The 24,006-nt window shown below is 61.6% G+C and carries 20 protein-coding genes and 1 other RNA gene; 13 read left to right on the plus strand and 8 right to left on the minus strand.

Translation table 11 applies throughout. From position 1 onward, the window contains the following. Positions 1-113: 113 nt before the first annotated feature. Complete coding sequence (gene murC / locus LKK40_RS07955) at positions 114-1,670, plus strand: UDP-N-acetylmuramate--L-alanine ligase (protein WP_304310215.1); 1,557 nt, start codon at positions 114-116, stop codon at positions 1,668-1,670. Beyond that, positions 1,670-2,785, plus strand: coding sequence for a cell division protein FtsQ/DivIB (locus tag LKK40_RS07960; RefSeq protein WP_304310169.1), 1,116 nt, complete (start codon positions 1,670-1,672; stop codon positions 2,783-2,785). Before murC ends, LKK40_RS07960 begins: the two co-directional genes overlap by 1 nt. A gap of 157 nt (positions 2,786-2,942) precedes the next feature. Here LKK40_RS07960 and LKK40_RS07965 read toward each other — a convergent pair whose 3' ends face one another. Both LKK40_RS07965 and LKK40_RS07970 read right to left on the minus strand, forming a co-directional pair. After that, complete coding sequence (locus tag LKK40_RS07965; protein ID WP_304310170.1) at positions 2,943-3,590, minus strand: LysE family translocator; 648 nt, start codon at positions 3,588-3,590, stop codon at positions 2,943-2,945. 357 nt (positions 3,591-3,947) lie between these two features. Further along, positions 3,948-4,337, minus strand: coding sequence for a hypothetical protein (locus LKK40_RS07970; protein ID WP_304310171.1), 390 nt, complete (start codon positions 4,335-4,337; stop codon positions 3,948-3,950). Positions 4,338-4,728: 391 nt separating this feature from the next. On the opposite strand from LKK40_RS07970, the gene mutM reads away from it, so the two are divergent. From mutM to LKK40_RS07985, 3 genes are all read left to right on the plus strand, one after another. Beyond that, positions 4,729-5,814, plus strand: a complete 1,086-nt coding sequence (gene mutM / locus LKK40_RS07975; protein ID WP_304310172.1) for a bifunctional DNA-formamidopyrimidine glycosylase/DNA-(apurinic or apyrimidinic site) lyase — start codon at positions 4,729-4,731, stop codon at positions 5,812-5,814. A 265-nt stretch (positions 5,815-6,079) separates the two neighbouring features. After that, positions 6,080-6,340, plus strand: a complete 261-nt coding sequence (locus tag LKK40_RS07980) for an AbrB/MazE/SpoVT family DNA-binding domain-containing protein (RefSeq protein ID WP_304310173.1) — start codon at positions 6,080-6,082, stop codon at positions 6,338-6,340. After that, a complete protein-coding gene (locus LKK40_RS07985; protein ID WP_304310174.1) occupies positions 6,337-6,717 on the plus strand; it encodes a type II toxin-antitoxin system PemK/MazF family toxin in 381 nt (126 codons plus the stop codon). Before LKK40_RS07980 ends, LKK40_RS07985 begins: the two co-directional genes overlap by 4 nt. A gap of 119 nt (positions 6,718-6,836) precedes the next feature. On the opposite strand, the gene LKK40_RS07990 is transcribed toward LKK40_RS07985, so the two are convergent. Further along, positions 6,837-8,123: an MFS transporter gene (locus LKK40_RS07990; protein ID WP_368491399.1), complete on the minus strand. Its 1,287-nt coding sequence runs from the start codon at positions 8,121-8,123 to the stop codon at positions 6,837-6,839. Between the two features lie 70 nt (positions 8,124-8,193). Between LKK40_RS07990 and LKK40_RS07995 the strand changes: the two genes are divergently transcribed. After that, a complete protein-coding gene (locus LKK40_RS07995; RefSeq protein ID WP_304310175.1) occupies positions 8,194-9,114 on the plus strand; it encodes a LysR family transcriptional regulator in 921 nt (306 codons plus the stop codon). Positions 9,115-9,277: 163 nt separating this feature from the next. Here the strand turns inward: LKK40_RS07995 and ssrA are convergent. Continuing rightward, positions 9,278-9,671, minus strand: a transfer-messenger RNA (tmRNA) gene (ssrA, locus tag LKK40_RS08000). A gap of 97 nt (positions 9,672-9,768) precedes the next feature. Here ssrA and dtd point away from each other — a divergent pair. Next, positions 9,769-10,281 carry a D-aminoacyl-tRNA deacylase gene (dtd, locus tag LKK40_RS08005; RefSeq protein WP_304310176.1) on the plus strand — a complete coding sequence of 171 codons (513 nt, stop codon included), beginning with the start codon at positions 9,769-9,771 and terminating at the stop codon, positions 10,279-10,281. 129 nt (positions 10,282-10,410) lie between these two features. Here the strand turns inward: dtd and LKK40_RS08010 are convergent, their stop codons facing one another. Further along, the gene (locus tag LKK40_RS08010; RefSeq protein ID WP_304310177.1) at positions 10,411-11,262 is read right to left on the minus strand and encodes an IclR family transcriptional regulator; all 852 of its coding nucleotides are present in this window, start codon (positions 11,260-11,262) and stop codon (positions 10,411-10,413) included. A 170-nt stretch (positions 11,263-11,432) separates the two neighbouring features. Between LKK40_RS08010 and hutH the strand changes: the two genes are divergently transcribed. Both hutH and LKK40_RS08020 read left to right on the plus strand, forming a co-directional pair. Further along, entirely contained in the window at positions 11,433-13,004 is a 1,572-nt protein-coding gene (hutH, locus tag LKK40_RS08015) for a histidine ammonia-lyase (protein ID WP_304310178.1), read from the plus strand. A gap of 189 nt (positions 13,005-13,193) precedes the next feature. Next, positions 13,194-13,760 carry a GNAT family N-acetyltransferase gene (locus LKK40_RS08020; RefSeq protein WP_304310179.1) on the plus strand — a complete coding sequence of 189 codons (567 nt, stop codon included), beginning with the start codon at positions 13,194-13,196 and terminating at the stop codon, positions 13,758-13,760. Positions 13,761-14,002: 242 nt separating this feature from the next. Here the strand turns inward: LKK40_RS08020 and LKK40_RS08025 are convergent, their stop codons facing one another. The 3 genes from LKK40_RS08025 to LKK40_RS08035 all read right to left on the minus strand — a co-directional run bounded on the left by LKK40_RS08025 (position 14,003) and on the right by LKK40_RS08035 (position 17,584). Beyond that, the gene (locus LKK40_RS08025; protein WP_304310180.1) at positions 14,003-15,241 is read right to left on the minus strand and encodes an MFS transporter; all 1,239 of its coding nucleotides are present in this window, start codon (positions 15,239-15,241) and stop codon (positions 14,003-14,005) included. 183 nt (positions 15,242-15,424) lie between these two features. Next, positions 15,425-16,321, minus strand: coding sequence for a carbohydrate kinase family protein (locus LKK40_RS08030; RefSeq protein WP_304310181.1), 897 nt, complete (start codon positions 16,319-16,321; stop codon positions 15,425-15,427). Positions 16,322-16,345: 24 nt separating this feature from the next. After that, on the minus strand, positions 16,346-17,584 hold the full coding sequence (locus LKK40_RS08035; RefSeq protein ID WP_304310182.1) for an ROK family transcriptional regulator: 1,239 nt from the start codon (positions 17,582-17,584) through the stop codon (positions 16,346-16,348). Between the two features lie 270 nt (positions 17,585-17,854). On the opposite strand from LKK40_RS08035, the gene LKK40_RS08040 reads away from it, so the two are divergent. The 4 genes from LKK40_RS08040 to LKK40_RS08055 all read left to right on the plus strand — a co-directional run bounded on the left by LKK40_RS08040 (position 17,855) and on the right by LKK40_RS08055 (position 23,925). Next, positions 17,855-19,483, plus strand: a complete 1,629-nt coding sequence (locus LKK40_RS08040; RefSeq protein ID WP_304310183.1) for an ABC transporter substrate-binding protein — start codon at positions 17,855-17,857, stop codon at positions 19,481-19,483. Between the two features lie 320 nt (positions 19,484-19,803). Further along, positions 19,804-20,982, plus strand: a complete 1,179-nt coding sequence (locus LKK40_RS08045; protein ID WP_304310184.1) for an ABC transporter permease — start codon at positions 19,804-19,806, stop codon at positions 20,980-20,982. A 2-nt stretch (positions 20,983-20,984) separates the two neighbouring features. Further along, positions 20,985-22,148: an ABC transporter permease gene (locus tag LKK40_RS08050; RefSeq protein ID WP_368491400.1), complete on the plus strand. Its 1,164-nt coding sequence runs from the start codon at positions 20,985-20,987 to the stop codon at positions 22,146-22,148. After that, positions 22,141-23,925 carry a dipeptide ABC transporter ATP-binding protein gene (locus LKK40_RS08055; protein WP_304310185.1) on the plus strand — a complete coding sequence of 595 codons (1,785 nt, stop codon included), beginning with the start codon at positions 22,141-22,143 and terminating at the stop codon, positions 23,923-23,925. The genes LKK40_RS08050 and LKK40_RS08055 overlap by 8 nt, the downstream gene beginning before the upstream one ends. Positions 23,926-24,006 lie beyond the last annotated feature (81 nt).

A 24,006-nucleotide genomic window follows, 5' to 3' on the forward strand; every position in this document is an offset into this window, starting at 1 on the left:
TTACATAGCATTCAGCCGCTGGCACCTTGGCCCTTGGCATATGGGCACTGCTGCGGGCATAATAGGGTAGGTTTTTCAACAGGCAAGGCGAGGAGCATATGATGCCGGAAAGCATGACGAACGGCGGAGCCATCGATTTGGATCCGACCCTTCCAGCCTTCGGGCCTGACGATGATGTGCAGCAGCTGGGCCGCACGCATTTCATCGGCATCGGCGGGGCGGGCATGAGCGTGCTCGCTGAGATGCTGCACGAGCGCGGCGTGGAGGTAGACGGTTCGGACCGCGAGGCTAATGCGAAAACGCAGCGGCTCGAATCGCTGGGCATACCGGTGACCATCGGGCAGGCTGCGGCTAATGTCGAAGGCGCGCGCACTGTGGTGTATTCCAGCGCGATTCGCGGCGATAATCCGGAGATTGTCGCGGCGCGCGAACAAAACTCACGTATTGTGCATCGCAGCGATATTCTCGCGCTGCTCATGCATGGCACGCGCGCGGTGACGGTGGCCGGGGCGCACGGCAAGACCACGACTAGCTCGCTGCTGGCGCATATTCTCGTCACTGCCGGATCTGGCGCGCTGGCTGACCCGAGCTACGCGATTGGCGGCTCGATTCAGCGGCCGGATGGCACTTCTTCGGATGGCGGCCACGCAGGATCCGGCGATGTGCTAGTGGCGGAGGCTGACGAATCCGACGGCAGCTTCCTCAAGTACCATCCCGATATCGCGATCGTCACGCATGCCGAAGCCGACCATCTCGATCATTACCATGACGAAGAGCATTATCAGGCCGCGTTCGTCGAGTATGCGGGCCACGCGCACGACCGCGTGATCATCAGCATCGACGACGACGGCGCACTGGGCATTTTGCAGGCGCTGGACCCGTCAGTGGCTGCGCGCGCCATCGCCTACGGCACGCGCGAGCTGGCTGCAGCGGAACTCAACGGGGCCGCCTTCGCTCGCATCGAAGAGGAGCGCGAAGAGGCTGGCAGCGGCGAGGAGCGTTTCACGCTGCAGATTCCAAGCGGTGCATTCGAAGGCGTCGAGGACGACGTGCGCGTGCCGGTGGCGCTGCGCATTCCCGGTGCGCATAACGCCCGCAATGCGGCAGCGGCCATCTTGGCTGCGATGCAGTTGGGTATGGAGCCGCATGCGGCTGCGGCTGCGGTGCATGACTTCGCCGGAGCAGCACGACGCTTCCAGCTTCGCGGCTGTGAAAAGGGCGTCAGCGTCATTGACGATTACGCGCATCACCCCACTGAGATCAGGGCGCTGCTTGAGGCGGCGCGTCGGCGCTACCCGCAGGCCGGCATCCATGTGCTCTTCCAGCCGCACCTGTTCTCGCGCACCAAATACTTTGCACACGAGTTCGCTGAGGCGCTCAGCTTGGCCGACGACGTGATTGTGAGCGGCGTCTACCCGGCCCGCGAACGGCAGGAGGATTTCCCCGGTATCGGGGCATCCAGCATTGTCAGCGCGGCGGCCGAGCTGCCGCACGAGCCGCCAACCGGTTGGATCCGCGCGGTCGAAGATATGCATACGGCGGCGCAGATGATCGTGATGCGCGCGCATCACGACGATGTGATTTTCACCGTTGGCGCTGGCGACATCACCGATACGGACCCGGTGCTGCTGCATGCGCTGCAGGCGCATCGCGAGGCGTGTGAGGCCTGATGAGCAGGCGGGTCACCAGTTCCTCGCATGGGCGCGACGGCAATACGTCTGAGCGCATCAGCGATGCCGCGGCGCACGGGCAGGGGAGAGGCCGTGTCGTATCCGGTTCGGCTGCAGGGCATGGTGCCTCTGGGGACCGTGATTCCGCCCAATCTGGAAGGTCGACCCATGCCGATCGTGGGCATAGGCGCGAAACGGCGAAAGGTCATGCCGCAGCCCGCAGCGTCGTTTCTGAGGCTGGCGCGAGCATAGGCGTCGGCGAGCCTGACGGCTTCGTGGATGCGCGGGCATTGCCTAGCGAGGATCTGGTGGCCAAGACCTTGGAGGAGACGACCGGCACGCTCGGCATCGCTTCGCGGCCCAAAGTCGTCGATTTCAGCGCGCGGCTCCGGGAGCGGCGGCGCGCCAGCATGCGCACCATCGCCGTGCGCGTGAGTGCCATCGTCGGCAGCGTTGTCGTAGTCTGCGGCCTGGTGTGGCTGCTCCTGTTTTCCAGCGTCTTCCGCTTGGATGCCGCGCAGATTACGGTGTCCGGTGGAAACGAGTGGGTCAGCGAGCAGCGCATCCGCGACATCGCCGACCGTCAGATCGGCAAATCGCTGTTCCTAGTCTCGGCGAACGAAGTGACCTCGCAGCTCAAGGACATTCCCGGCGTCACCGACGCCACGGCGGGCAAGCGCTTCCCAAGGGGCATGGCGGTTGCGGTGAAGGCGCAGAAGCCCGCGGCCATGCTCAAAACCAGCGCAGGCATGACTGCAGTCGATGGCCAAGGCCGCGTACTCAACTCGGTCAACGGCGCTTCCGCCGATGGCATCCCGGTTATCGAAGTCAGTGACGTCGACAAGGGGCTGAGCAGCCGCGCGGTGCGAGAGTCACTGAAAATCCTCAGTTCCCTGCCCGAGAACATGCGCAAAAGCATCACCAAGGTCAGCGCCCAGACCCAGGACTCGATCACCACGGAATTGAACGGCGGCGACCGCGTCATCATCTGGGGCGACGCCTCGCAGCTGGATTTGAAGAAAGCCGTCGTCGACAAGATCATCAACGATCCCACCAAGATCGGCGACAAGCACCAGGTCGACGTCTCCGCCCCCCTGCGCCCGATCATTAAGTAGGGACGGGAAGCTGACTTTCTGCGTTTTCGACGCGATTATCAGGGTCGGCTACCAAGTGAGCAGCACGTAGCTCGGCAGTAAGATACCAAGCTAACGTTCGTAATCCCAATCTTATTAGTGCTTAGCTTCGTATTGATGTACGCATGCGGCGACGCAGTCAACGCTTTGCCAGTACCCAGCCGCCGAGGCCTACGAGCACGCTTCCGGTAACCAATCCGAGCGTTTGGTTGAATGCTGGCTTGCGAAGGAGCTGCTCGATGCGGCTGAGAATGGTGAGGACTATCACGTACCATGCTGCGGCCAAGAGGCAGAAACATCCGGCCAACACGACGTGCTGAATGAGCGGGCTTAAGGGATTCAGGTTGAATTGCGGGAAAAGGGATAGGTAGAATATCGCGACTTTGGGATTGAGCAGGTTCGAAAGCAGCCCTTCGCGAAAACCGTGATGCGTTGCCGTGACTTTTCGGACTTCCTGGCGTCCTTGGGGCGGGTCGTTTTCGGCAGCCGCGCTATGCCGTTGCATCCACACGGAACGAATCGACTGCACTCCCAGCCGTGCCAGATACAGGCCGCCCGCGATACGCACGACGTGGTAGAGCGTCGTGGAGGCCATCAGAAGAATCGTCAGACCAAAAGCCGCCGCCGTGCCTAATATGACGTTCCCCGTCATAATGCCAGCGACCGTATGGCGCGCCACTCGTCGCCCTCCGCGGGCAGCGTTCCTCAGCAGCAGTGCCATATCCGGCCCCGGCACGATGATGATGAGCAGGGATGCCAGTGTGAAGGCAATGAGTTGCTGAAGCATTGCGGCCCTCTCTGTGCGCGTGTATTTCTGGGGGATGATGAGTCCCCGGGATGGCGAATATCCCCTGTGCTAGGGCCAGACTACACAGGGCTTGCGAACACAAGGCATTCGAGAAGCGGCTACTGGAACGAATGCGCCACTGATGTACGAGAGGTGCGGCCGATTCGTTCCAGTAGTCTCATGTAACTGGCAGGAATACGCCGCTGACCGCAACTCAGCGTCTCTTTCGTGTCATTAATCTTATGCTCACGTGCAACCCGCACGGTGGTCATGCAAAAAGTGCTTCGAAAATGAATCTCGAAGCACTTTTTATATGGATTGAGGGGTTCCCAGATCAATCCCAATGCCTACTGGCGCTCAGTCGTCCTCTTCATCCTCGAAGTCTTCCAAGACTGGGCGTCCGTGCCTGCGATGATGCCGCAGCAATCTGCCTGCCAGCTCCTTGTCATGCTCTTTGAGAGCCGCCTTCACGCCGGATTTGACGATGGCGCGGTAGAAGAGGAACACCGCGAACAGCAGCACCGAAGCAACGCCGAACGCGACCAGCGTGTCGCCAGTGGTCTTTTTCTCCTGCTCGGACAGCGGGAACGGGTTCTTGGCTTGCGCCGTCTGCGCGGCATCGCGCAGCATGGATTTGAGATTCTCCGTCTGGGCGCTGAACTGGTTGCCGAGTTGGTCTCTGAGTTGACTGCCGAGCTGATCGCTGATGACGCCGATGTCCAGATCGTTGAGCTTTTGCAATGTCATGACTGCCTCCTTGTATGTCGTATATGTCGGATGCCGGCATCGCGGCCGCCGCTGATGCCCCTGTGCCGAATCCTGTATGTATCATCCTATAATGCGATTGCCGTTGCTCGCGATACGCGAAACGAGCATGCGGCGGTTTGACCCAGGTATCGCGAGTTTCCGGTGTTTTGCGCCTCGGCGGAACGTGTGCGACCTATGCTCGCAGCGTAGGATACATGCGTGAGACAGCATAGGGTCAGTTTGCATACGAGTAATTGCGCAGTCTTATAGTCTTATAGTCTTATAGTCTTATAGTCTTATAGTCTTATAGTCTTACAGTCTCATAGTCTCATATGGAATTCGGCTCATCGTGATGGTGCCAAGAAGGCTATAGGGCTATAGGCTAGGGATTATGCCAGAGCTACCAGAAGTCGAAACCGTGCGTCGCGGTCTGACGTCCCACATCACGGGTGCGACCTGCACAGACGTTGACGTGATCGACGAACGCATCCTGAGGCGGCATGGGGCTCCTGCAGCGCCGCACCCTTCGGGCAATGCATTTGCGCGCAGTCTCGAAGGACGCCGGATTACTGCTGTGGAGCGACGCGGAAAGTTCCTGTGGATGCCGCTCGACGTGCTCGGCGATGGCGTGCAACCTGCGCGGTCATTGAACGTGCAGTCCGCGCGACCATCGCAGTCGCAGCATCCATTCGAAGCGTTGACGGCGCATCTGGGCATGGGCGGCCAACTGCTGCTGCGCGAACCTGAGGCAGCGCTGCAAATTCCGGTGTTTTCTGCGCCTTCTTCGGCCCCTGCTTCTTCTGCATCATCTTCTGTATCGCATGACAAACAGCAAGCATCCGCAGCATCCCATGACGATAAGCGCTCGCGCGTGGCGCTGGCCCTTGCCGGCCCTCATGTACGCGCTCGGCTGCAGCTTGTACGAGTGGATGGGCGGCCTGTCGAGCTGTCGTTCGTTGACCAGCGCATCTTCGGCCGGCTCGCAGTCGAACCGCTCGCGGACGATGGCCGTGGCCGGTCGGTGCCCAGCAGCGTCGCCGACATCGCGCCGGACCCGTTGGAGCCCGCATTCGACGAGGAAACGGTCATCGCCCGTATGCGAGCATCGCGGGCGAGCGTCAAAGCGTTGCTGCTCGACCAGCGGCTGATTTCCGGAGTGGGAAACATCTATGCCGATGAGGCCCTGTGGCGCTCGCGCATATACTGGGCGCGAGCCGGACGCGGCATTGCGGCGCGCACGCTACGTCGGCTGCTGGCATCCGTGCGCGAGGTGTTCGCCGAGTCGCTCGCCCAAGGTGGCACCTCGTTCGATTCGCTGTACGTCAATGTCAATGGCGAGTCCGGCTACTTCTCGCGCAGCCTCAACGTGTACGGCCGCGCAGGCAAGCCATGCCCGCGATGCGGCACTCCAATCCGGCGCGAACGCTTCGGGTCGCGGTCGTCGTACTATTGCCCACGCTGCCAGCGGCGGCGCTGAGTGCCGGTGGGTGGCAAGGAGCTATAGCACCAGCTTGGCAGGGCGGGAGATACTATAATTTCCTTAGCTACTTCGCATTCCTTTTGCCGCATCCAGCGCCACCCTCGGAAGCTGCGAACGCATCCTTCATCGACGGCTACGAGGTGCCAGAATGACCCAAGTGGAATGAAGCGTAGGCGGCACCTACGGTCGGGCAGAGCTACTTGCGCGACCTATAATGTATATACTAAGATATACATACTATCGATTGTAGGAGGTGGTGGATATGGCTACGCTGACACTCAGCAAATGGGGCAACGCCCAGGCCGTGCGTTTGCCGAAGGACATGCGCGAACAAGTGGGCATGGCCGATGGCTCCCGTGTCGAGGCGACCGTCAAGGACGGTGTTATCGTGCTACGCCCAATTCGCACTAACGTCAGGATCGTCCGGGTTCCGCGCCTTGCCGACGTGTTTCGCAATCGCACCGAGGAGTACAAGGCCGCTGAGGAACTCGCAGGACCGGCCGTAGACAGGGAAGCCCTATGACCTCATGGGAATACGGAGATGTCCTCCTGGTCGATCTCGACCCGTCAAAGGGGCACGAGCAGAAGAAGCACCGCCCTGTAGTCGTCGTAAGCAACGACGACTACAACCGCAATTGCAGCATGACAGTTGTCATTGCGATCTCGCACGGACGCAGCGACTTCGAACTGCATCTGCCCATCGCGGCCGTCCAACGAGAGGACGGCAATGGCTGGATCGATGGCTACGCGCAGGTCGAGCAGATTCGGGCCTTGGACCTCGAAGAGCGTAACCCCGTCAGAATCGGCCGTCTCAAAGACGATGACATGGACCAGATTACCGGAGCCCTTATCAGCTGCTACATCCAGCCCGAGATGATGATCATCCCGAATTACGCGTAGTGAGTTAAGGGAGTCAGCAATTACTTGGCCGCGTTGGGTCGTAGACGTGGTCAATCCGCTGCTTGCCGTTGCCGATTGAATCGTTGCGCCGGATAGGTGATCTCTGTGCTGGCTGGTTTTTATAACGATTCTTCGTGTTGGCGGCGATGAAAACGTGAAGCAGCGATCGTGAGCGCAAAGGTGAGCAGCAGCGCTGCGATTGCTGTGACAAGGAAAACTACCGTGTAGCGGTTCGCCGCGATGGCGGGTGCGGCGAGGCTGGTGAGGACGCCGGCGCCGAGGAACACCGAGCAGGCGAAGAAGGCGACGGTGGTGGAGCGCGCTGCCGGAGCAACCTCGGTCGCCCACGATTGCAGGCCGGAATGGAGCAGGGCGTTGGACAGCCCGACCAGAACCGATGCGATGATCACGGTGGGAACCGACAGGCGCAGACCGGCGATGAAGTAGGCGACTGCCAGAATGAGCGCCCCCGCAATCATGATGGGCAGGCGTGGCAGCTGGCGCATGAGCGTCTTGTTGAGCTGGGACCCGGCGATCACCGCGATACCATAACCTGCGGTAAGGCTGCCGGCGAGCTGCGGGGCGACGCCAAGCGTCTCGATGGCGGGTGCCAGATAGGTCAACGTGCCCAGCAGCAGTCCGCCCTCGACGAATCCGAGGGCGTAGAGAGCGAGGGGGCGCGGCGCGAGTGCGATGCGGAAGGAGGCAAGGAAGGGGAGGGGCTGGACGTTTTGATTTGTGATATGAGACGATTCGGCAGGTCTCTGGCGATGCAGTACAAGGAAGAAGCCTGCCGCTGCTAGGCAGGTGAATGCGACGACGACGCGCCAGTTGGTGGCTGTGGCGATTGCACCGGCAACCAGCGTGGCGACGGTCGTTCCCAGTGCGGATGAGGCCTGCAGATCGGAGATCGCCTGACCGCGTTGGGCTGTGGGCGTGGTGTCGGCGATGAGCGTGAGGAGCAGCGGGTACAGGCCTCCGACGCACAGCCCCATCGCGGTTCGCGCCGCGACCATCATGGGCAGAGTCGGGGCAAGGATGGTCGCTAGACCGGTCAGCGTGGTTCCGGACAAGGCGACGAGCAGCGCGCGTCGGCGGCCCTGGCGCTCGCCCAATATTCCCCAGATTGGCTGGCCTAAGCCGTAGGCGATGCCGTAAGCGGCGATCATGGTCGCGATCGCGGAGAGGGATGTGCCTTCCTGAACGCTCATGAGGACCAGCATGGGGGAGGCTGCGAACCGGTCGAAGAAGGACAGAAAAGCGATTCCATAGAGCAAGCTGCGGCGGGCGGGACGTGCAGTATCGGGCTGCTGCTGGCTGGAATGCGATTGCTGGGCATGTGAGTGTTGCTCAGGGTGTGAAGATTGCAAAGGCCCCGATTTTCGAGGCATGGGTTTCAATGTCATAGTGCCATCGTTGCCGCTCAGGTTCTATGTGTCAAAGACCTAGAAGTATCCTCTGCTATGCTTATAAGGTATGGATATACGTGTGCTTGGCTATTTTCTTGCGGTAGACGAGGAACAATCGTTCAGCGCGGCTGCCGTGCGATGCCGGGTGGCGCAGCCCTCATTGAGCAGGCAGATCGCCGGATTGGAACGCGAGCTGGGCGAACGCCTGTTCGTCCGAGGTCGAGATGGTGCCGCGTTGACGGAGGCGGGGGAGACGCTCGTCCCCTATGCGCGCGCGGCGCTTTCCGCGATTGCCCAAGCCCATGACGCATTCGCCGAACGAACCGGATTGCTGACGGGAACCTTGCGCATCGGCGTCGTCAATGGCACCGCTAATACTCGGATTCCGGCCTGCGCGGCGGCGCTGCATCGTGCCCATCCCGGAGTGCGCATCACGATGGTCGATGGAACCAGCCGCACGCTGATCGAGGCCGTGCATGCTCGGGAGCTCGATCTGGCAGTCGCCGTGAGCGAAGTGGTGCCATTGCCCGAAGAACTTGACAGCACCACCGTGATGATGGATGAGGTGGTGGCAGTGGCTATTTCAAGCGGTTTTCCCCATGCGTCCGGAGTATCATGGCCGGACCTCGCAGGGCGTCCCATCATCAGCTACACGCACGAATCAGCATTGGCCGAACTCATCGACGCGGCGCGCGCAGACCATCAGATTGACCTGATGTGCGCGACCAACGACCCGCTCCTGCACGTGGCCATGGCCCGGCAGGGTGCGGGAATCGCGCTGACGGCGGCCTCCATGCTCCCTGCTACTGCTCCCGCCGCTTCCGACAAAGACGACCGACCTGACGGGTGCAGGGACCCTGACGAACTTGACGTCAGACACTTCAACCCGCCCCTGACCCTGCGCAAACGCCTGATATGGAGACGCGATGCCGCCTCTAGCCCAGCGGTACGTGCCTTCCTCAATCAGGTGTCCAAGTCTGACGCCTGAGACACGTGCATAGAAACATCCAACTGCTCACATAACTGGCAGAATTCGGCCGCTTACCGCGAGTCAGTGGCGTATTTCTGCCAGTAAGCCTTGTGGACGGGGATAGACCAAAGCGTAATGACAACGAAAAACGCCACCCAAGCTGCCTTGGATGGCGTTGTGTTGGTGGAGCTGCGGGGAATTGAACCCCGGTCCGATGACCGTACCCTCAGTCTTCTACGTGCGTAGTCTGCCGGCCGTGTGGCAATTTTTCTGCTCCCATCGTGTCGCAGACGACCGATGGCGGGCATAGCTGCAGAAAAAGTCCCTGAAACGCCCTGCGGCGCAGCGCTTCAAGCAAGTCCTCTTATAACGCCCAACATCCCCCCGAAGACACGAGGGAGTGGACGGAGCAGCTGCTCACTGGTTAATCCTGACTAAAAATCAGGCAGCGAGAGCGAACTCAGTGCGATTAGATTTAGCACTTAATTGTTTGCAGGGGTCATCCACGAGCGGACCCTGCGTTCTCGGCACGCTTCCCTGCGACGAACAGGTCACCGTCGAAACCGATCAGCCCCATATTGAATTATCAAACCCGGCTTTCGACCGGACATTTCACTATATACCGAATTGAACGAATATGCCAAATGATTGCTGCGACTATGCTGTGAGAGTATGAAAGTCATCTTGCAGCGCGTCAGCCAAGCCAGCGTCGATATCGAAGGTGCCGAGATGGCCGATATGGCAGGCACCAACGTCAACGCCGAAGACCTGCCTGACGTGCAGCCCTACCATGCCGCCATCGGTGCCGGATATGTGCTGCTAGTAGGGGTCGCCGATAGCGACGGCGAGCGCGAGGTGGCGTGGCTCGCGCATAAGATCTCGCATCTGCGCGTGTTCGAGGACGAGCAAGGCAAAATGAACCGCTCCATCCATGACGTAAACGGGCAGGTGCTCTCAATCTCGCAATTCACGCTTTTCGCCGACGTCAAGCGCGGTAATCGCCCTAGTTTTGTGACAGCGGGAAAGCCTGAGCATGCGAAAACAGTATGGTTGGCGTTCAACGAAGCACTGCGCGCCGAAGGGCTCACGGTGCAGGAGGGCCGTTTCGGCGCACATATGCAGATTGCCCTCGTCAACGACGGCCCCGTGACCATCGTCTTCGACACCGAGGAGATAGGGCTGTAAGACTGTTTCCTAAAACAGCCATATCATCGTTCTGGCGCGCTGTTAATTTGCCTGCCATATCGGCATCATCGTATGACGCTGACAGACAGTCATCGGCAGCCGTGTCCGCCAGCCGCACATGCCACAGCCCTATTGCAAATCGCGCGACAGCTCTTCGCCGGCGAGTTTCAGCCGGTTGCGCAGTGCGTCGAGTCGCTCGGCGCTCAGCGCATTGCTGACGAAGGTCAAGGCCAGGCCGGCGATGGGGTAGCCGTTGTAGTCGCGGATGGCCACTGCATAGGAATCGAATCCGGGAGTCACATCGCCATGCTCTTCGGCGAAGCCTGTCAGCTGTATCGCGTTGAGCAGTGCACGCAGCTCTTTTGGAGATTTGGGGCCGATGCCGGTACGGTCGACGAATGCGGCGCGATTGGGGTAGAGCGCATCGACTTGGGCGCGGGGCAATCCTGCGAGCATGGCTCTGCCGCTGGCGGTCAGGTGACTCGGCAGGCGCACGCCGACGCCGGAGACCAGCGGCGGGCGACCTGCGGCTCGCTCCTCAAGCACGTAGACGATCTGCGAGCCGTGCAACACTGCAAGATGGCCGTTCTCGCCCGTGTCGTCCACGAGTCGGGCCAACACCGGATGGGCGATGCGCGAGACGCGATGCTGGCGTGAATAGGCCGATCCCATTTCAAAAGTCTTCAATCCGATGCCATAGGTGTGCCGGTCCTTGAGACAGGTCACGAAGCCGTGCCGTTCCAGCACATCAAGCAACTGGTAGACGCTCGAACGCGGGATGCCAAGCTCCCGCGCGAGCATCGCCGCACGCGTCTCGCCGTGGGTGGCGATGAATTCCAGAATATCGAGCGTGCGCTCGGCCGCCGGCGTGACGCCATGCGCATGCGGGCTTTCGCTCGGGCGCTGCTCTGCTCGCTGCTCAAGCGCGGCGTGAGATAGCTCGTCGCTGGGCATAGCGGTCACATCATTCGTAAGAGTCATAGTCTGTACAGATTAACTGTCTGATATTTCGGACACAAAATCATGTCGCACCGGAATTCCTCGATGCATGAACGACGACAATAGCGCACAGAGACAATAGCGCACAGCAAGCATGGCGCGGCGGGCTGGCATACAGCCGTCCGCCGGCCCATACAGCGAAACGAGGAACTATGAGTATTGGACAGTCGCAGCAGCAGGCTTCGGTCAGCGTCGGCATCGGCGCCTTGAGCGTGGATGAGGTTATCGCGGTGGCGCGGCGCAACGCCAAGGTCGTCATAGACAAGCAGTCCCAACGCGAAATGGCCCTCAGCCGCGCGATCATCGAGGACCTGGCCGGCGACACGGTGCCGCATTACGGCATCTCCACCGGTTTTGGCGCGCTCGCCTCCACATCGATACCGCGCGAGCAGCGCTCGCAACTGCAGAAAAGCCTGATTCGCTCGCATGCCGCCGGCGCTGGTCCTGAGGTCGAACGCGAAGTGGTGCGTGCGCTGCTTGCGCTGCGCCTGTCCACGCTGTGCACTGGACGCACCGGCGTGCGCCCCGAAACCGCACAGGTCTACGCCGATATGCTCAACGCCGGCATCACGCCCGTGGTCTACGAATACGGTTCGCTGGGCTGCTCCGGAGATCTCGCGCCGCTTGCTGCCTGCGCGCTCGTAGCCATGGGCGAAGGCGAGGCCTATGACGCTTCCGGGCGCAAGGTGTCTGGCGGCAAGGCCTTGGCCGACGCGGGTATTACGCCCGTGGACTTCAAGGAGAAGGAAGGGCTGGCGCTGGTCAACGGCACCGACGGCATGCTTGGCATGCTGTGCATGGCCATCACCGATCTGCGGCTGCTGCTCAAGACCGCCGACATCGCCGCTGCGATGAGCGTGGAGGGCATGCTGGGCAACGACCGCGTGTTCGCCGCCGACTTGCAGGCGCTGCGCCCGCATCAGGGACAGGCCGATTCCGCTGCGAATATCGCCGCCATGCTGCGCGGCTCCGGGCTGATCGAAGCGGGCCGTCCCGGCGCGACTGTGCGCGTGCAGGATGCGTATTCGCTGCGCTGCACCCCGCAGGTGCATGGCGCGGCCCGCGACACGGTGGAATACGCCGCATCAGTCGCCAATATCGAGCTCGGCTCGGCCATCGACAACCCTTGCGTAACCCTTGACGGTCGCGTGGAGTCGAATGGCAACTTCCACGGCGCGCCGCTGGCCTATGTGCTCGACTTCCTGGCGATTCCCACGGCCGATGCTGCGTCGATCAGCGAGCGGCGCACCGACCGCTTCCTCGATACCTCGCGCAACCGCGGCCTGCCGGCGTTCCTGGCAGGCGATCCGGGCGTGGATTCCGGGCTGATGATCGCCCAGTACACCGCTGCCGGCATGGTTTCCGAGATGAAGCGCAATGCAGTGCCGGCCTCCGTGGACTCGATTCCCAGCTCGGCCATGCAGGAGGATCATGTTTCGATGGGTTGGGCCGCTGCGCGCAAGCTGCGCCGGTCGATTCCGGCTTTCGCCCGCGTGCTGGCCATCGAGCTCATCTGTTCCGCGCGGTCCTACGACTTCCGCAAGCCATACCAGCCGGGTGCCGCCGGCGCTGCCGTGTATCAGGTGGTGCGCAAATCCGCAGGCGCGGTCGGCCCGGAAATGCGCGATATCTGGACTACTCCGCAGATCGAAGGCGTCGCGGCCTCGATTATGAACGGTGATGTGCTTGCCGCCGCGCAATCGGCTGTCGGGGCGCTGCTCTGAGTAAGCACTGCGCTGAGTAAGCACTGCGCTGAGTAGGAAACTGCGCTGACCGAGGCTTGCGGCGAACAGGTGCATTCGGTTGCGTGCAGCCGAATGCCGCGTGTCCCGTCGTGTCCGTGCTCGGTCTACTATGGTCGGGAACTGTTGTTAGCACCCGCGCGTGGGCGTGAGTGGCGAGGAAGGCGTGGCATGACCGAAGCGAATGACGATAATGATGCAGCGATGCGCAGCGATAATCGTGCAGCGAGCTGTTTCGCATCATGTTCTGCCGAGCCCACATCCATCGCCGATGCGGCGGACAACATCGAGCTGAGCTTCGCTGACACACGCGATCTGGACGCGGCGCAGCTGGTGGAGCTCATGCGCGAGCGGGTGCGCGTCTTCGTGGTCGAGCAGACCTGCCCATACCAAGAGATCGATGACAAGGATTTCGCTGCGCGGCACGTCATGCTCAGGCGCGACGGACGGCTTGTCGCCTACGCGCGAATCGTCCCGCACGACGACGGCGTGCATATGAGCCTTGGCCGAGTAATCGTCGTCAAGGAGTTTCGAGGGCAGGGTCTTGCACGCCGGCTACTGCGTGCAGGTATCGATGAGATATGGCGGCTCTACCCGGGCACAGGCATTAAAATCGCGGCGCAGCACCGGCTCAAGGACTTCTATGGCTCCTTCGGCTTCGTCGCCGTTTCGCCGGTCTATCTGGAAGACGACATTCCTCATATCGATATGGTGCTTGAATCCGAAGCCGTCCAGTAGCGAACAGCGAGTAGCAAATAGTGCGTAGCGAGTAACGGACAGCGTAGGGGAGCCCCGAGCGTCAAGTCACCAAGCCAGCCGTAAGACGCAGAAAATCCTAGGATGCGATGCAATCAATGCACCATATCCTAGGATTTCCCTAGCTCGTATGTCAGCTAAGCGGGAATGTTCCCATGCCCAGCAGCCAAATTCAAGCAGTCAGACGCTAACTAGTCAACACTAGGCAGCCAGACGCTCAGCAGTCACACTCGTGCCGCCTTGCGCGTTTCCAGCAGACCGTACATCAGTCCGACGATCATGACATAGACCACAGCAACGGCCACGATGATGATCGAGCCGATCTCGCCCATCGCATCGGCTGCGACACCCATGATGGGCGGGAACACAGCGCCGCCGATCAGGCCCATGATCATCAGGCCCGAGACCTCGTTCTGACGCTTGGGCTGGTTGAGCAGCGCCTGCGAGAGGAAGAGCGAGAACACGTTGGAATTGCCGAAGCCGACGAGCGCCACCGCGACGTAGAACAGCCATTGCGGCGGGTTGCTCGTAACCGTGGAGAAGATGCCGAAGCAGATCACCGAAAGCACCAGAATGCCGCCGCAGATGCGCAGCGCCAGCTTGGTGCTCATGCGCTGCAGCACGATGCTGCCAGTGAGGCAGCCCAGCGTGCGGAAGGCGAAGTACACGGAGGTTGCACCGCCTGCGATGGCCAGCGGGACGCTGGTGTGCTCCATCAGGATGCGCGGTGCCTGCGCGTTAATGCCGACGTCGATGCCGACATGGCACACAATGCCGATGAAGCACAGCAGCACGACGCGGTTGCCGAGCAGCTTGAGGCAGCCGATGATCGTGGGGTTCGTGACTTCTTCGGCCGGTTCTTCGATCTGGTCGAACCACAGCGCGACGCACACGACGACGCCGATGACCAGGTAGATGACGTAGAGAATCCACCATGCGTGATTGAGCTGCGAGAAGCCCCAGCCGGCGATGATCGGGGCGAAGAAGGAAGCGAAGCCCTTGACGAACTGCCCGGTGGTCAGCGTGGAAGCGAGCTTGTCTCCCTTGACAAACAGCGTCATCAGCGGGTTGAGCGCGACCTGCATGATCGTGTTGCCCACGCCTAGAAGGATGAAGGAAACGATCATCGTCCACAGGCGTGCGGTTCCCGACATCGCCAGATACGCGAGAATCGGCAGCAGCATGGCGAATAGCGTGACGACAATCGAGAGGACTGCGGTCTTGCGCTTGCCGATCCGGTGCATCATTACGCCGGTGGGCACGGAGAAGATGAAGAACCAGAAGAACACCATCGTGGTGAACAGGTTCGTTTGGGAATTGGAGAGATTGAATTCGGGCTTGATGTAGTTGGTGGCTGTGCCGACGAGGTCGACGAAGCCCATGACGAAGAATGCCGACATAACAGGTACCAGGGCTTTGAAGCCCTTGGACTTGCCAGCTGGTTGGGCGGTGGTGGTGCTCATGGCTTTCTCTTTCTTTTCTCTGGGTATATGCGGTCGGTAGAGTTGGGCGAGTTCGCTGCCGAGCTGCCGGGGCTACCGGGGCTGCCGGGCAGCTATCGGTTGCAAGTCACTGCGGCGGTCCCAAGGCCGTCACGAACGTCAATGCTCATTCGCGACGGCCTCAAGAAGAAAGGGCGCGCCCGCTCAGGCCTTCTGCTCGGCCAGGTAATCGGGCATCTGCTCGGGGTACTTGGGCCACGCGCCGTCCTTGGTGCACACGAAGGCCGAGGTGTTCACGGCCGTGCGATGCGCCTCTTCCAGCGTGGAGCCGGTCAGGATCTTCGCGGTGAAGGTGCCGGAGAACGAGTCGCCAGCGCCGACGGTGTCGACCACTTCGACGTGCGGCGTCGCCAGCGTGGAGCTCTCGTTGGTCTTCGAGATGATCGTGCTGAAGGTCGAGCCACCGGTCAGCACCACGTAGTCGAGGTTATACTGGGAGAGGAACCAGCGGCAGGCCTCGTCGTCCGAAGCGCCGCGGATGTCGAACATGTCGCGCAGCAGCAGCAGTTCGGCGTCATTGAGCTTGAAGACGGTGGCGCTCTCGAGCAGCTCTTCGATGAGCTGCTTCGAGTAGTGGTCGCCGCGCAGGTTGATGTCGAAGAACTTCAGCGCGTTCGGCTTGGTGTGCTTGAGCAGCTCGATGATGGTGTCATGCGATTCCTGCGAACGCAGGGCGAGGGTGCCGAAGCATACGGCGTCCGCCTTCTTCACCAGGTCGATGAGCTCGCGCGTCAGCAGAATGTGATCCCAAGCGACGTTCTTGACGATCGTGTACTCGGGGATGCCGTTCTTGAGCGCGACCTGCACGGTGCCGGTCGGCCAGGCGTTGCGCTGGATGATGGACTTCACGCCCGACTTCTCGGTTTCGAGCAGCAGCTCGTCGCCGAGATCGTCCTGGCCGAGGGCGCTGATCGCGTAGCCCTCGACGCCGTTCATCGCTGCATGATAGGCGAAGTTGACGGGGGCGCCGCCAGCGCGCTTGCCGCTGGGGAGCATATCCCACAGCAATTCTCCTAAGGAGAGAACGATTGGCTTGGTCATTGGTTTCCCTTTCCTATGGTTGTGTTACCGTTTCGGAGCATTCGACGACATGGATGCCGTAGCGACATCGAAAAACATCGAGGGATGATCCAAAAAATAGATGATCGCCACTGCTGCAGCGCCGCATATCACGGCATCGCTGGGCAGGGCGGATAATGTGATCGTCGTGGAGTCGCGCAGCTCGGGAATCACGTGCTCGTCGACGACCTCGCGGATGGCGCTCAGCAGCCGCTGGCCGCCCTGTGCCACGATATCGCCGATGACGATGCGCTCGGGATTGTAGCCGTTGATGATGGTCACGCAGCCGAATCCGGCATACTGCCCCACCTCTTCGACCAGCAGCCGTGCGCGTGCGTCGCCGGCGTCGGCCAGCTGGAATAGGGCGTTGCACGCCTCGGCATGCCCAAGTTCCTTAGCGTGCGGCACCAGATCGCGGCTGATGATGGTCTCGTGGATCACCACGGCCGAGCAGTAGCGTTCGAGGCATCCGACGTTGCCACATTCGCAAGGCCGGCCGTGCATATCGATGCTGATATGGCCCAGCTCAGTGGCGGCGCCGAGCGTGCCGTTGATGAGTGTGCCGCTGTCGATGATGCCCAGTCCCACGCCCTCGCCGATCAGATAATACGCGAGATTCGAGCAGGAGCTGCTGCGGTCGAACAGATAGTTGGCGAGCGCGCCGGCCCTGGCATCCTGCTCGATGAAGACGGGAACGCGGAAAGCGCCTTTGAATTCACGCAAGAAATTGACCGCGCGCCAGGCACGCATCGAGGAAACGAGCACGGTGCGCCCGACAGTGCGCAGATAAGGCCCGGGAACCGCCATCCCCACGGCGATGATGCGCGGGTCGGTGCCGAGCAGCGCATCCACGCTGGTATGCACGAGCTGTATGGTCTGCGGAATCGTATCGTTGGTGACGGTGGGCAGATCGCGCAGCGAAAGACATAATCCGGCGAGATTGAAGACCCCGATCTGCACGATGCTGCGCGCGAACTTGACGCCGATGAAATGGAAGAGGTTCTCGTCGAGCCGCAAGCCGATGGAGCGCCGGTTCTTATCGCCTTCGATGTCGCCGGTCTCTTCGATGATGCCGGCGTCAAGCAGGCGGGCGGTGATCTTGGTGATGGCGGCAGGGGTGAGCCCCAAGGCCTTGGATATCTGCGCACGTGAGCATATGCCATTGCGGAACAGGTGGTGCAGGATGCGCGACCTATTGGATTCGGAAACCTTCGCTTGGGATGTGACGGTCTGTACCGTGCGCATGACACCCCCTTAGAGCTTTGGCATCGAATTCGTTCCTCGTTGAATCAGAACTCACAGTATAGGTTAATCGAGTTAATTCTCTGACGCAAGTCGCGTGTGTCACTTGCAAGTCGCGTGTCGTCGCGCCACGCCTGTGGCGAAACTTGCGGGTAATAACACGTCATTTATACTCAGTGGGATGCCGGCCCCGACACGTGGCCATGTGATCCGGCCGTGATTTGGCTCGATCCGATACACACAGCAGATAGCTCACCGATAGAGAGGAAAGCAGTGAAATACAAGAAGACTCTGGCAGCGCTCGCAGCGATCGCGACGCTTGCCTCGCTTGCCGCATGCGGCGGCGTGAAGGACAGCGGTTCCGCAGGCAGCGGCTCCGCCATCACCATCGGCACCACCGACAAGGTCGTTAGCCTCGACCCGGCCGGCTCCTATGACAACGGCTCCTACGCCGTGCAGATTCAGGTGTTCCCGTTCCTGTACGCGCAGAACTACAACACGGCGAAGCTCAGCCCTGACATCGCCGCGGACAACGGCACGTGGAGCGCCGACGGCACCAAGTTCACCGTCAAGCTCAAGAAGGACCTGAAATTCGCCAACGGCCATGACCTGACCTCCTCCGATGTGAAGTTCTCCATCGACCGCATCAAGAAGATCAACGACGAGAACGGCCCCAGCTCGCTGCTGGCCAACATCTCCTCGGTCGAGGCGCCCGATCCCACGACCGTGGTCTTCAATGATGCAGTGCCTCATGATGTGACGCTGACGCAGGTGCTGTCCAGCCCGGCAGGCCCTATTGTCGACGAGCAGGTCTTCTCCGCCGACAAGCTCACGCCTGCAGACGCCATCGTCAAGGCCGATGCCTTCGCCGGGCCGTACAAGCTCAATTCGTTCAAGCTCAACGAGACGGCATCCTACGCCAAGAACGACTCCTACCAGGGCCTGACCCCGGCCAAGAACAGCGCCGTGCAGGTGCAGTACTTCGCCGACGCTTCGAACCTGAAGATGGCGGTGCAGCAGGGCCAGGTCGACATCGCCTATCGCTCGCTCACGCCTACGGATATCAGCGACCTGTCCAAGGACAAGAAGATCGACATCGTCAAAGGCCCAGGCGGCGAGGCGCGCATGCTGACCTTCAACTTCAAGATCCAGCCCTTCGGCGCGTCCCAGCCTGACGCCGACCCGGCCAAGGCATCCGCCGTGCGCCAGGCTGTCGCCGACCTCATCGATCGCCAGGAGCTGGCCACCAAGGTCTACAAGAACACCTATACGCCGATGTTCTCCTACATTCCTGACGGGCTGGCCGGCCACGAGGACACACTCAAGGCCGCCTACGGCGATGGCAGTGGCAAGCCGAGCCTGGACAAGGCGAAGCAGACGCTCGCCGCCGCGGGCATCACCTCGCCGGTGGACCTCAAGCTGCAGTACAACAGCGACCACTACGGCTCCTCCTCATCCGACGAGTACGCGGCAGTCAAGTCGCAGCTTGAAACCGGCGGTCTGTTCAAGGTCGACCTGCAGCAGACCGAGTGGACGCAGTACAGCAAGGAGCGCGTCGTCACTAAGGATTCCGACGGCAGCTATCCGGTCTATCAGCTCGGCTGGTTCCCGGACTACTCGGACCCTGACAACTACCTCTCCCCGTTCTTCCGCGACGGCAACTTCGTCAACAACGGCTACGCGAACAAGGAGGTCAACGACCTGATTGCGAAGCAGGCCGGCCAGACCGACGCCACCGCCCGCGAGCAGACGCTCAAGCAGATTCAGGCCCTCGTGACCAAGGATCTGCCGACGCTGCCGCTGCTGCAGGGCAACCAGGTCGCCGCCACCAGCACGAAGATCAAAGGCGTAGTGCTTGATGCGTCCTTCCGCTTCCGCTATGCCTCGGTGACCAAGTCCTGAACTCATGCTGCCTGAGGGCGTTCGCGGTCCCCATGACCGTGCCGCCCCTAGGCGTCGCAGGGGCGAAGTCCTGACCAGCAGGGCAACCAGCAATGATGCCGGGGTCTGTCGCTTGTAGCGCGCAGGCCCCGGCATTGCTGCATTGGCTGCGCTTGTGGTTGTGGTTGCGGTTGTGATTGTGATTACGCCTGTGCCTATATCGTGTTTATGCCATGGTATGAACTGACTGGGTGATTACCTGACGAAGTCATTACCTGACTAGTCAACTGATTGTTTGATTATTGATTTTGATTATTCCTTGATTGAAGGAGCTGCTCCAAGTGTCGCAGAGCGCCATGCAGTCCGCAGCCGTGCCCGAGCCGTCGGCCAGACACGAGGCGGAGAAGAAACCGCCCGAGAATCCGGTCGCAGGGCCACCGGAACAACCATCCGGAGTGCCGGACAACGCTGCCGAAAAACCTAAGAAGAACAGGATCTCAGGCGGATTCTTCCGCTTCGTCGTCACCAGATTCCTGCTGATCATCCCGACCGTGTTCATACTCGTTACCGTCGTGTTCTTCGTCATGCGCGCTACGGGCGACCCGATCTCCGCGGCCCAGGGCGGCCGTCTGAGCCCGCAGGAGCTGCAGCGGCGCATCCATGACGCAGGGTACGACCGTCCGCTTATCGTGCAATATTTTCAATATCTGGGCAATCTGCTGCACGGCGACCTGGGCACCACGCTCACGGACAATCAGCCGGTCAGCTCGATTCTGGTGCACTACGGCGCGGCCACGCTCGAACTGGCGATGCTGTCATTGATTGTGGCGCTTGTCGTAGGCATCGGCCTGGGGCGCATCGCAGCCAAGCACCGAGACCACGGCGCGGATGCGGGCATCAGGGTCTTCGCGATCCTGTGCTACGCCACGCCGGTGTTCTTCCTGGGGCTGGTGCTCAAGCTGGTGTTCTCCACCTGGCTCACCGTGCTGCCGAGCTCCGGGCGCTCCTCGTTGTCTACGGATATGCAGTTCAACCGGCTGGTCTCGCCGACCGGGCTCTACATCATCGACGCATTGCAGCTGGGCGATATGCATGTCCTGCTGGATGTGCTCGCGCATGCCGTGCTGCCCTCGCTGGCGCTGGGGCTGCTGACCGCAGGCGTATTCATCCGACTGGTGCGCACGAATGTCATCTCCACATATAATTCCGACTACATCGAGGCCGCCCGCTCGCGTGGCGTCTCGGAGAAGCGGCTGCTGTCCAAGCATTCGTGGAAGCCGGCGCTCATCCCGATCATCACCGTCATGGGCATGCAAATAGCCATGCTGCTCGCCGGTGCGGTGCTGACCGAGACGACCTTCGAATGGAAGGGCCTGGGCTTCATGCTGTCCAACTATCTCAAGGCCCGTGACTTCGTCGCCGTGCAGGGCATCGTGATTCTCATCGCGATCATCGTGTCCGTGGTGAACTTCATCGTGGACGTGATCAGCGCCCTCATCGACCCGAGAGTGAGGTACTGACGATGAGCGACAATACAGCGAATACCGTCACGGTCCCCGGCGACGAACGGCTCGACAACCTCAAGGTGCGCAAGCCCGTGCCGTGGCTGTCCCGGCTGCCGCTTGCGAAGGACCTCTCCATCGCCGTCGGCTGGCAGAAGGGCATGCTGGTGGCCGGGCTGGTCATCACCGCGTTCTTCCTGCTGGTCGCCATCTTCGCTCCGGTGATCGCGCCATACGGCTTCTCGCAGATCAAGGATGCGAACGGCGTGGCCTTCCCGACGCAAAGCGCGCCAGGCGCTGGGCACATCTGGGGCACCACGGTCGGCGGCTTCGACGTGTTCAGCCGTACGGTCTGGGGCACGCGCACCGCAGTGATCGCCATCGTCATAGCCGTGCTGCTCTCCATATTCGCCGGCGTGCTGCTGGGTCTGGTCTCCGGCTACTTCGGCGGCTGGGTGGATCGCGTGCTCGTGGTGATCGCGGACGCCATCTACTCCTTCCCCTCGCTGCTGCTGGCGATTCTCATGGCCATCGTTATCTCTGGCGGCCAGTCGAGCCTGTGGGGGGGCATTCTCGCCTCCGGGTTGTCAATTACGGTCGTCTATATTCCGCAGTACTTCCGCACGATTCGCGCCGAGGTCATCCGCATCAAGGAATCGGCCTACGTGGAATCGGCCAAGGTGGTCGGAGCCTCGACTTGGCGCATCATGACCAAGCATTTGCTCAGGAACTCGACGCGCACCCTGCCGGTCATCCTGACGCTCAACTCCTCCGAGGCGATTCTGACGCTGGCGGGGCTGGGCTTCCTTGGCTTCGGTATCGAGCCGACCGCTGCAGCCGAATGGGGCTACGACCTCAATCGCTCGGTGGCCGATGTGACCGCCGGCATCTGGTGGACCGCCATCTTCCCGGGCCTGGCCATCGTGCTCATCGTGCTTGGCATCACGCTGGTCGGCGAATCGCTTAACGATCTGGCCGATCCGCGGCTGCGCACGCGCAAGTCCGCAGGCGAAGTCGTCGGATCCATCGAAGACACGTCGGTCGACCCGAACGAGAAGCCCGGCGAAGCCAACGAGGTGGCGGCGGAGCTGGAATCCCTGCGTATTGCGGCGACTGCGGGCGAGGAGCCTGACAGCGCTGACAGCGCAGACGCAACAACTGAAAAGGAGGCGCGCGATGAGTGAAACCGCAACAGCGGCAACAGCGGCCACGTCGACGCCGGTCACGGCGGCAACAGCGGCCACGGCGACGCCGCATCTAGGCAAGGATGAGCTGGCTCGCATCGACGATCTGAGCGTGTCATTCATGACTGACGCCGGCTCCATCAAGGCCATTGACGGCGTCGACTTCACGATTCCGAAGGGCAAGGTCGTCGGCGTGGTCGGCGAGTCCGGCTCCGGCAAATCCGTCACGGCGCGCTCGATCATCAAGCTGCTGCCGGTGACAGCCGCCACTTCGGGCGCGGTCTATCTCGCGCGTCGTGACGGCACCGGCGAGCTGGATGCCTTGGCGCTGTCCGGCGAGCAGCTGCGCCGTATGCGGGGCGACGAGGCTGCGATGGTGTTCCAGGAGCCGGGCTCCGTGCTCAATCCTGTGTTCACTATTGGCTGGCAGATCGAAGAAGGCCTGCGCGCGCATGGCCTGAAAGACAAGAAAGAGCTGCGCGCCAAAGCCGTCGATATTCTCAAGAAGGTCGGCATCCCTGACGCTGAGACCCGTGTGGACTACTATCCGCACCAGTTCTCCGGCGGGCAGAAGCAGCGCATCGTCATCGCGATGGCGCTTGTGCTCAATCCCGGGCTGATCCTCGCGGACGAGCCGACTACCGCGCTCGACGTGACCGTGCAGGCCGAGATACTCGACCTGCTGCGCCTGGCTCGTGACGAGTTCGGTGCCAGCGTGCTCATCATCACGCACAATATGGGCGTGGTCGCCGACATCGCCGATCAGGTCGTGGTCATGTACCGCGGGCATGTGGTCGAGCAGGGCGATGTGGAGCAGATCTTCTACCATCCGCAGGCCGAGTACACGCAGCGCTTGCTGGCGGCGGTGCCGCGCATCGGGCAGCAGCTCACGGTGCACGACGACGAAGGCAAGGCGCTTGAGCGCTCGTCCGACTGGCGTCAGGAGCCGGTCGCCGTCGAGGCCAAGGGCCTGACCATCACCTACCCCGGGCGTCTCATGCAGCCTGATTTCGTGGCGGTCGACGGCGTCGACTTCACGATTCACCGCTCCGAAGTGCTTGGCCTGGTGGGGGAGTCCGGCTCCGGCAAATCCACGACCGGGCGGGCGATCGCCGGCCTGCAGAAGGTTTCCGGCGGCTCGCTGAACGTGCTCGGCGTCGAGATGAACGGCGTCAAGGAACGCGACTTCAAGCCCAAGCGCGCCGATATCGGATTCGTGTTCCAGGATCCGGGCAGCTCCTTCGACCCGCTGATGACCATAGCCGAGAACGTTGCCGAGCCGCTGCTCGTGCATCATAAGTACTCGTCGGTGGCCGATGCGAAGGACTATGTGGGCGATCTGCTCGAAATGGTCCAGCTGCCGAGAGCGTATATGAACCGCTTCCCGCACGAGCTGTCCGGCGGCCAGCGCCAGCGCGCCTCGCTGGCCCGGGCGCTCGCGCTGAAGCCGTCATTGCTTATCGCTGACGAGCCGACTTCGGCGCTCGATGTGTCGGTGCAGGCCAAGGTGCTTGAGCTGTTCAAGAAGCTGCAGATTGAAATCGGCTTCGCCTGCCTGTTCATCACCCACGATCTCGCGGTTGTCGATATGCTCGCCGACCGCATCATGGTGATGCATCAGGGCCGCATCGTCGAGCACGGCGACGCCGACCAGGTCATCGAACGCCCGGAGAATCCCTACACGCGCAAGCTCCTCGCCTCGCTGCCGGTGCCTGATCCGCGCGAGCAGCGGGCGCATCGCGAGCATTTGCACGCGCTGGCCGCCGAGGCGGTGTAGGCGCAATCGGGTTGCGCGGGTTGCGGTAGGCATTGGGCATGGGCACTGGGTGGGTGTCTGTGCGCTGATTATCCGCCGCAG

It is taken from the genome of Bifidobacterium tibiigranuli (assembly GCF_022655035.1).
Classification (GTDB): Bacteria; Actinomycetota; Actinomycetes; order Actinomycetales; family Bifidobacteriaceae; genus Bifidobacterium; species Bifidobacterium tibiigranuli_A.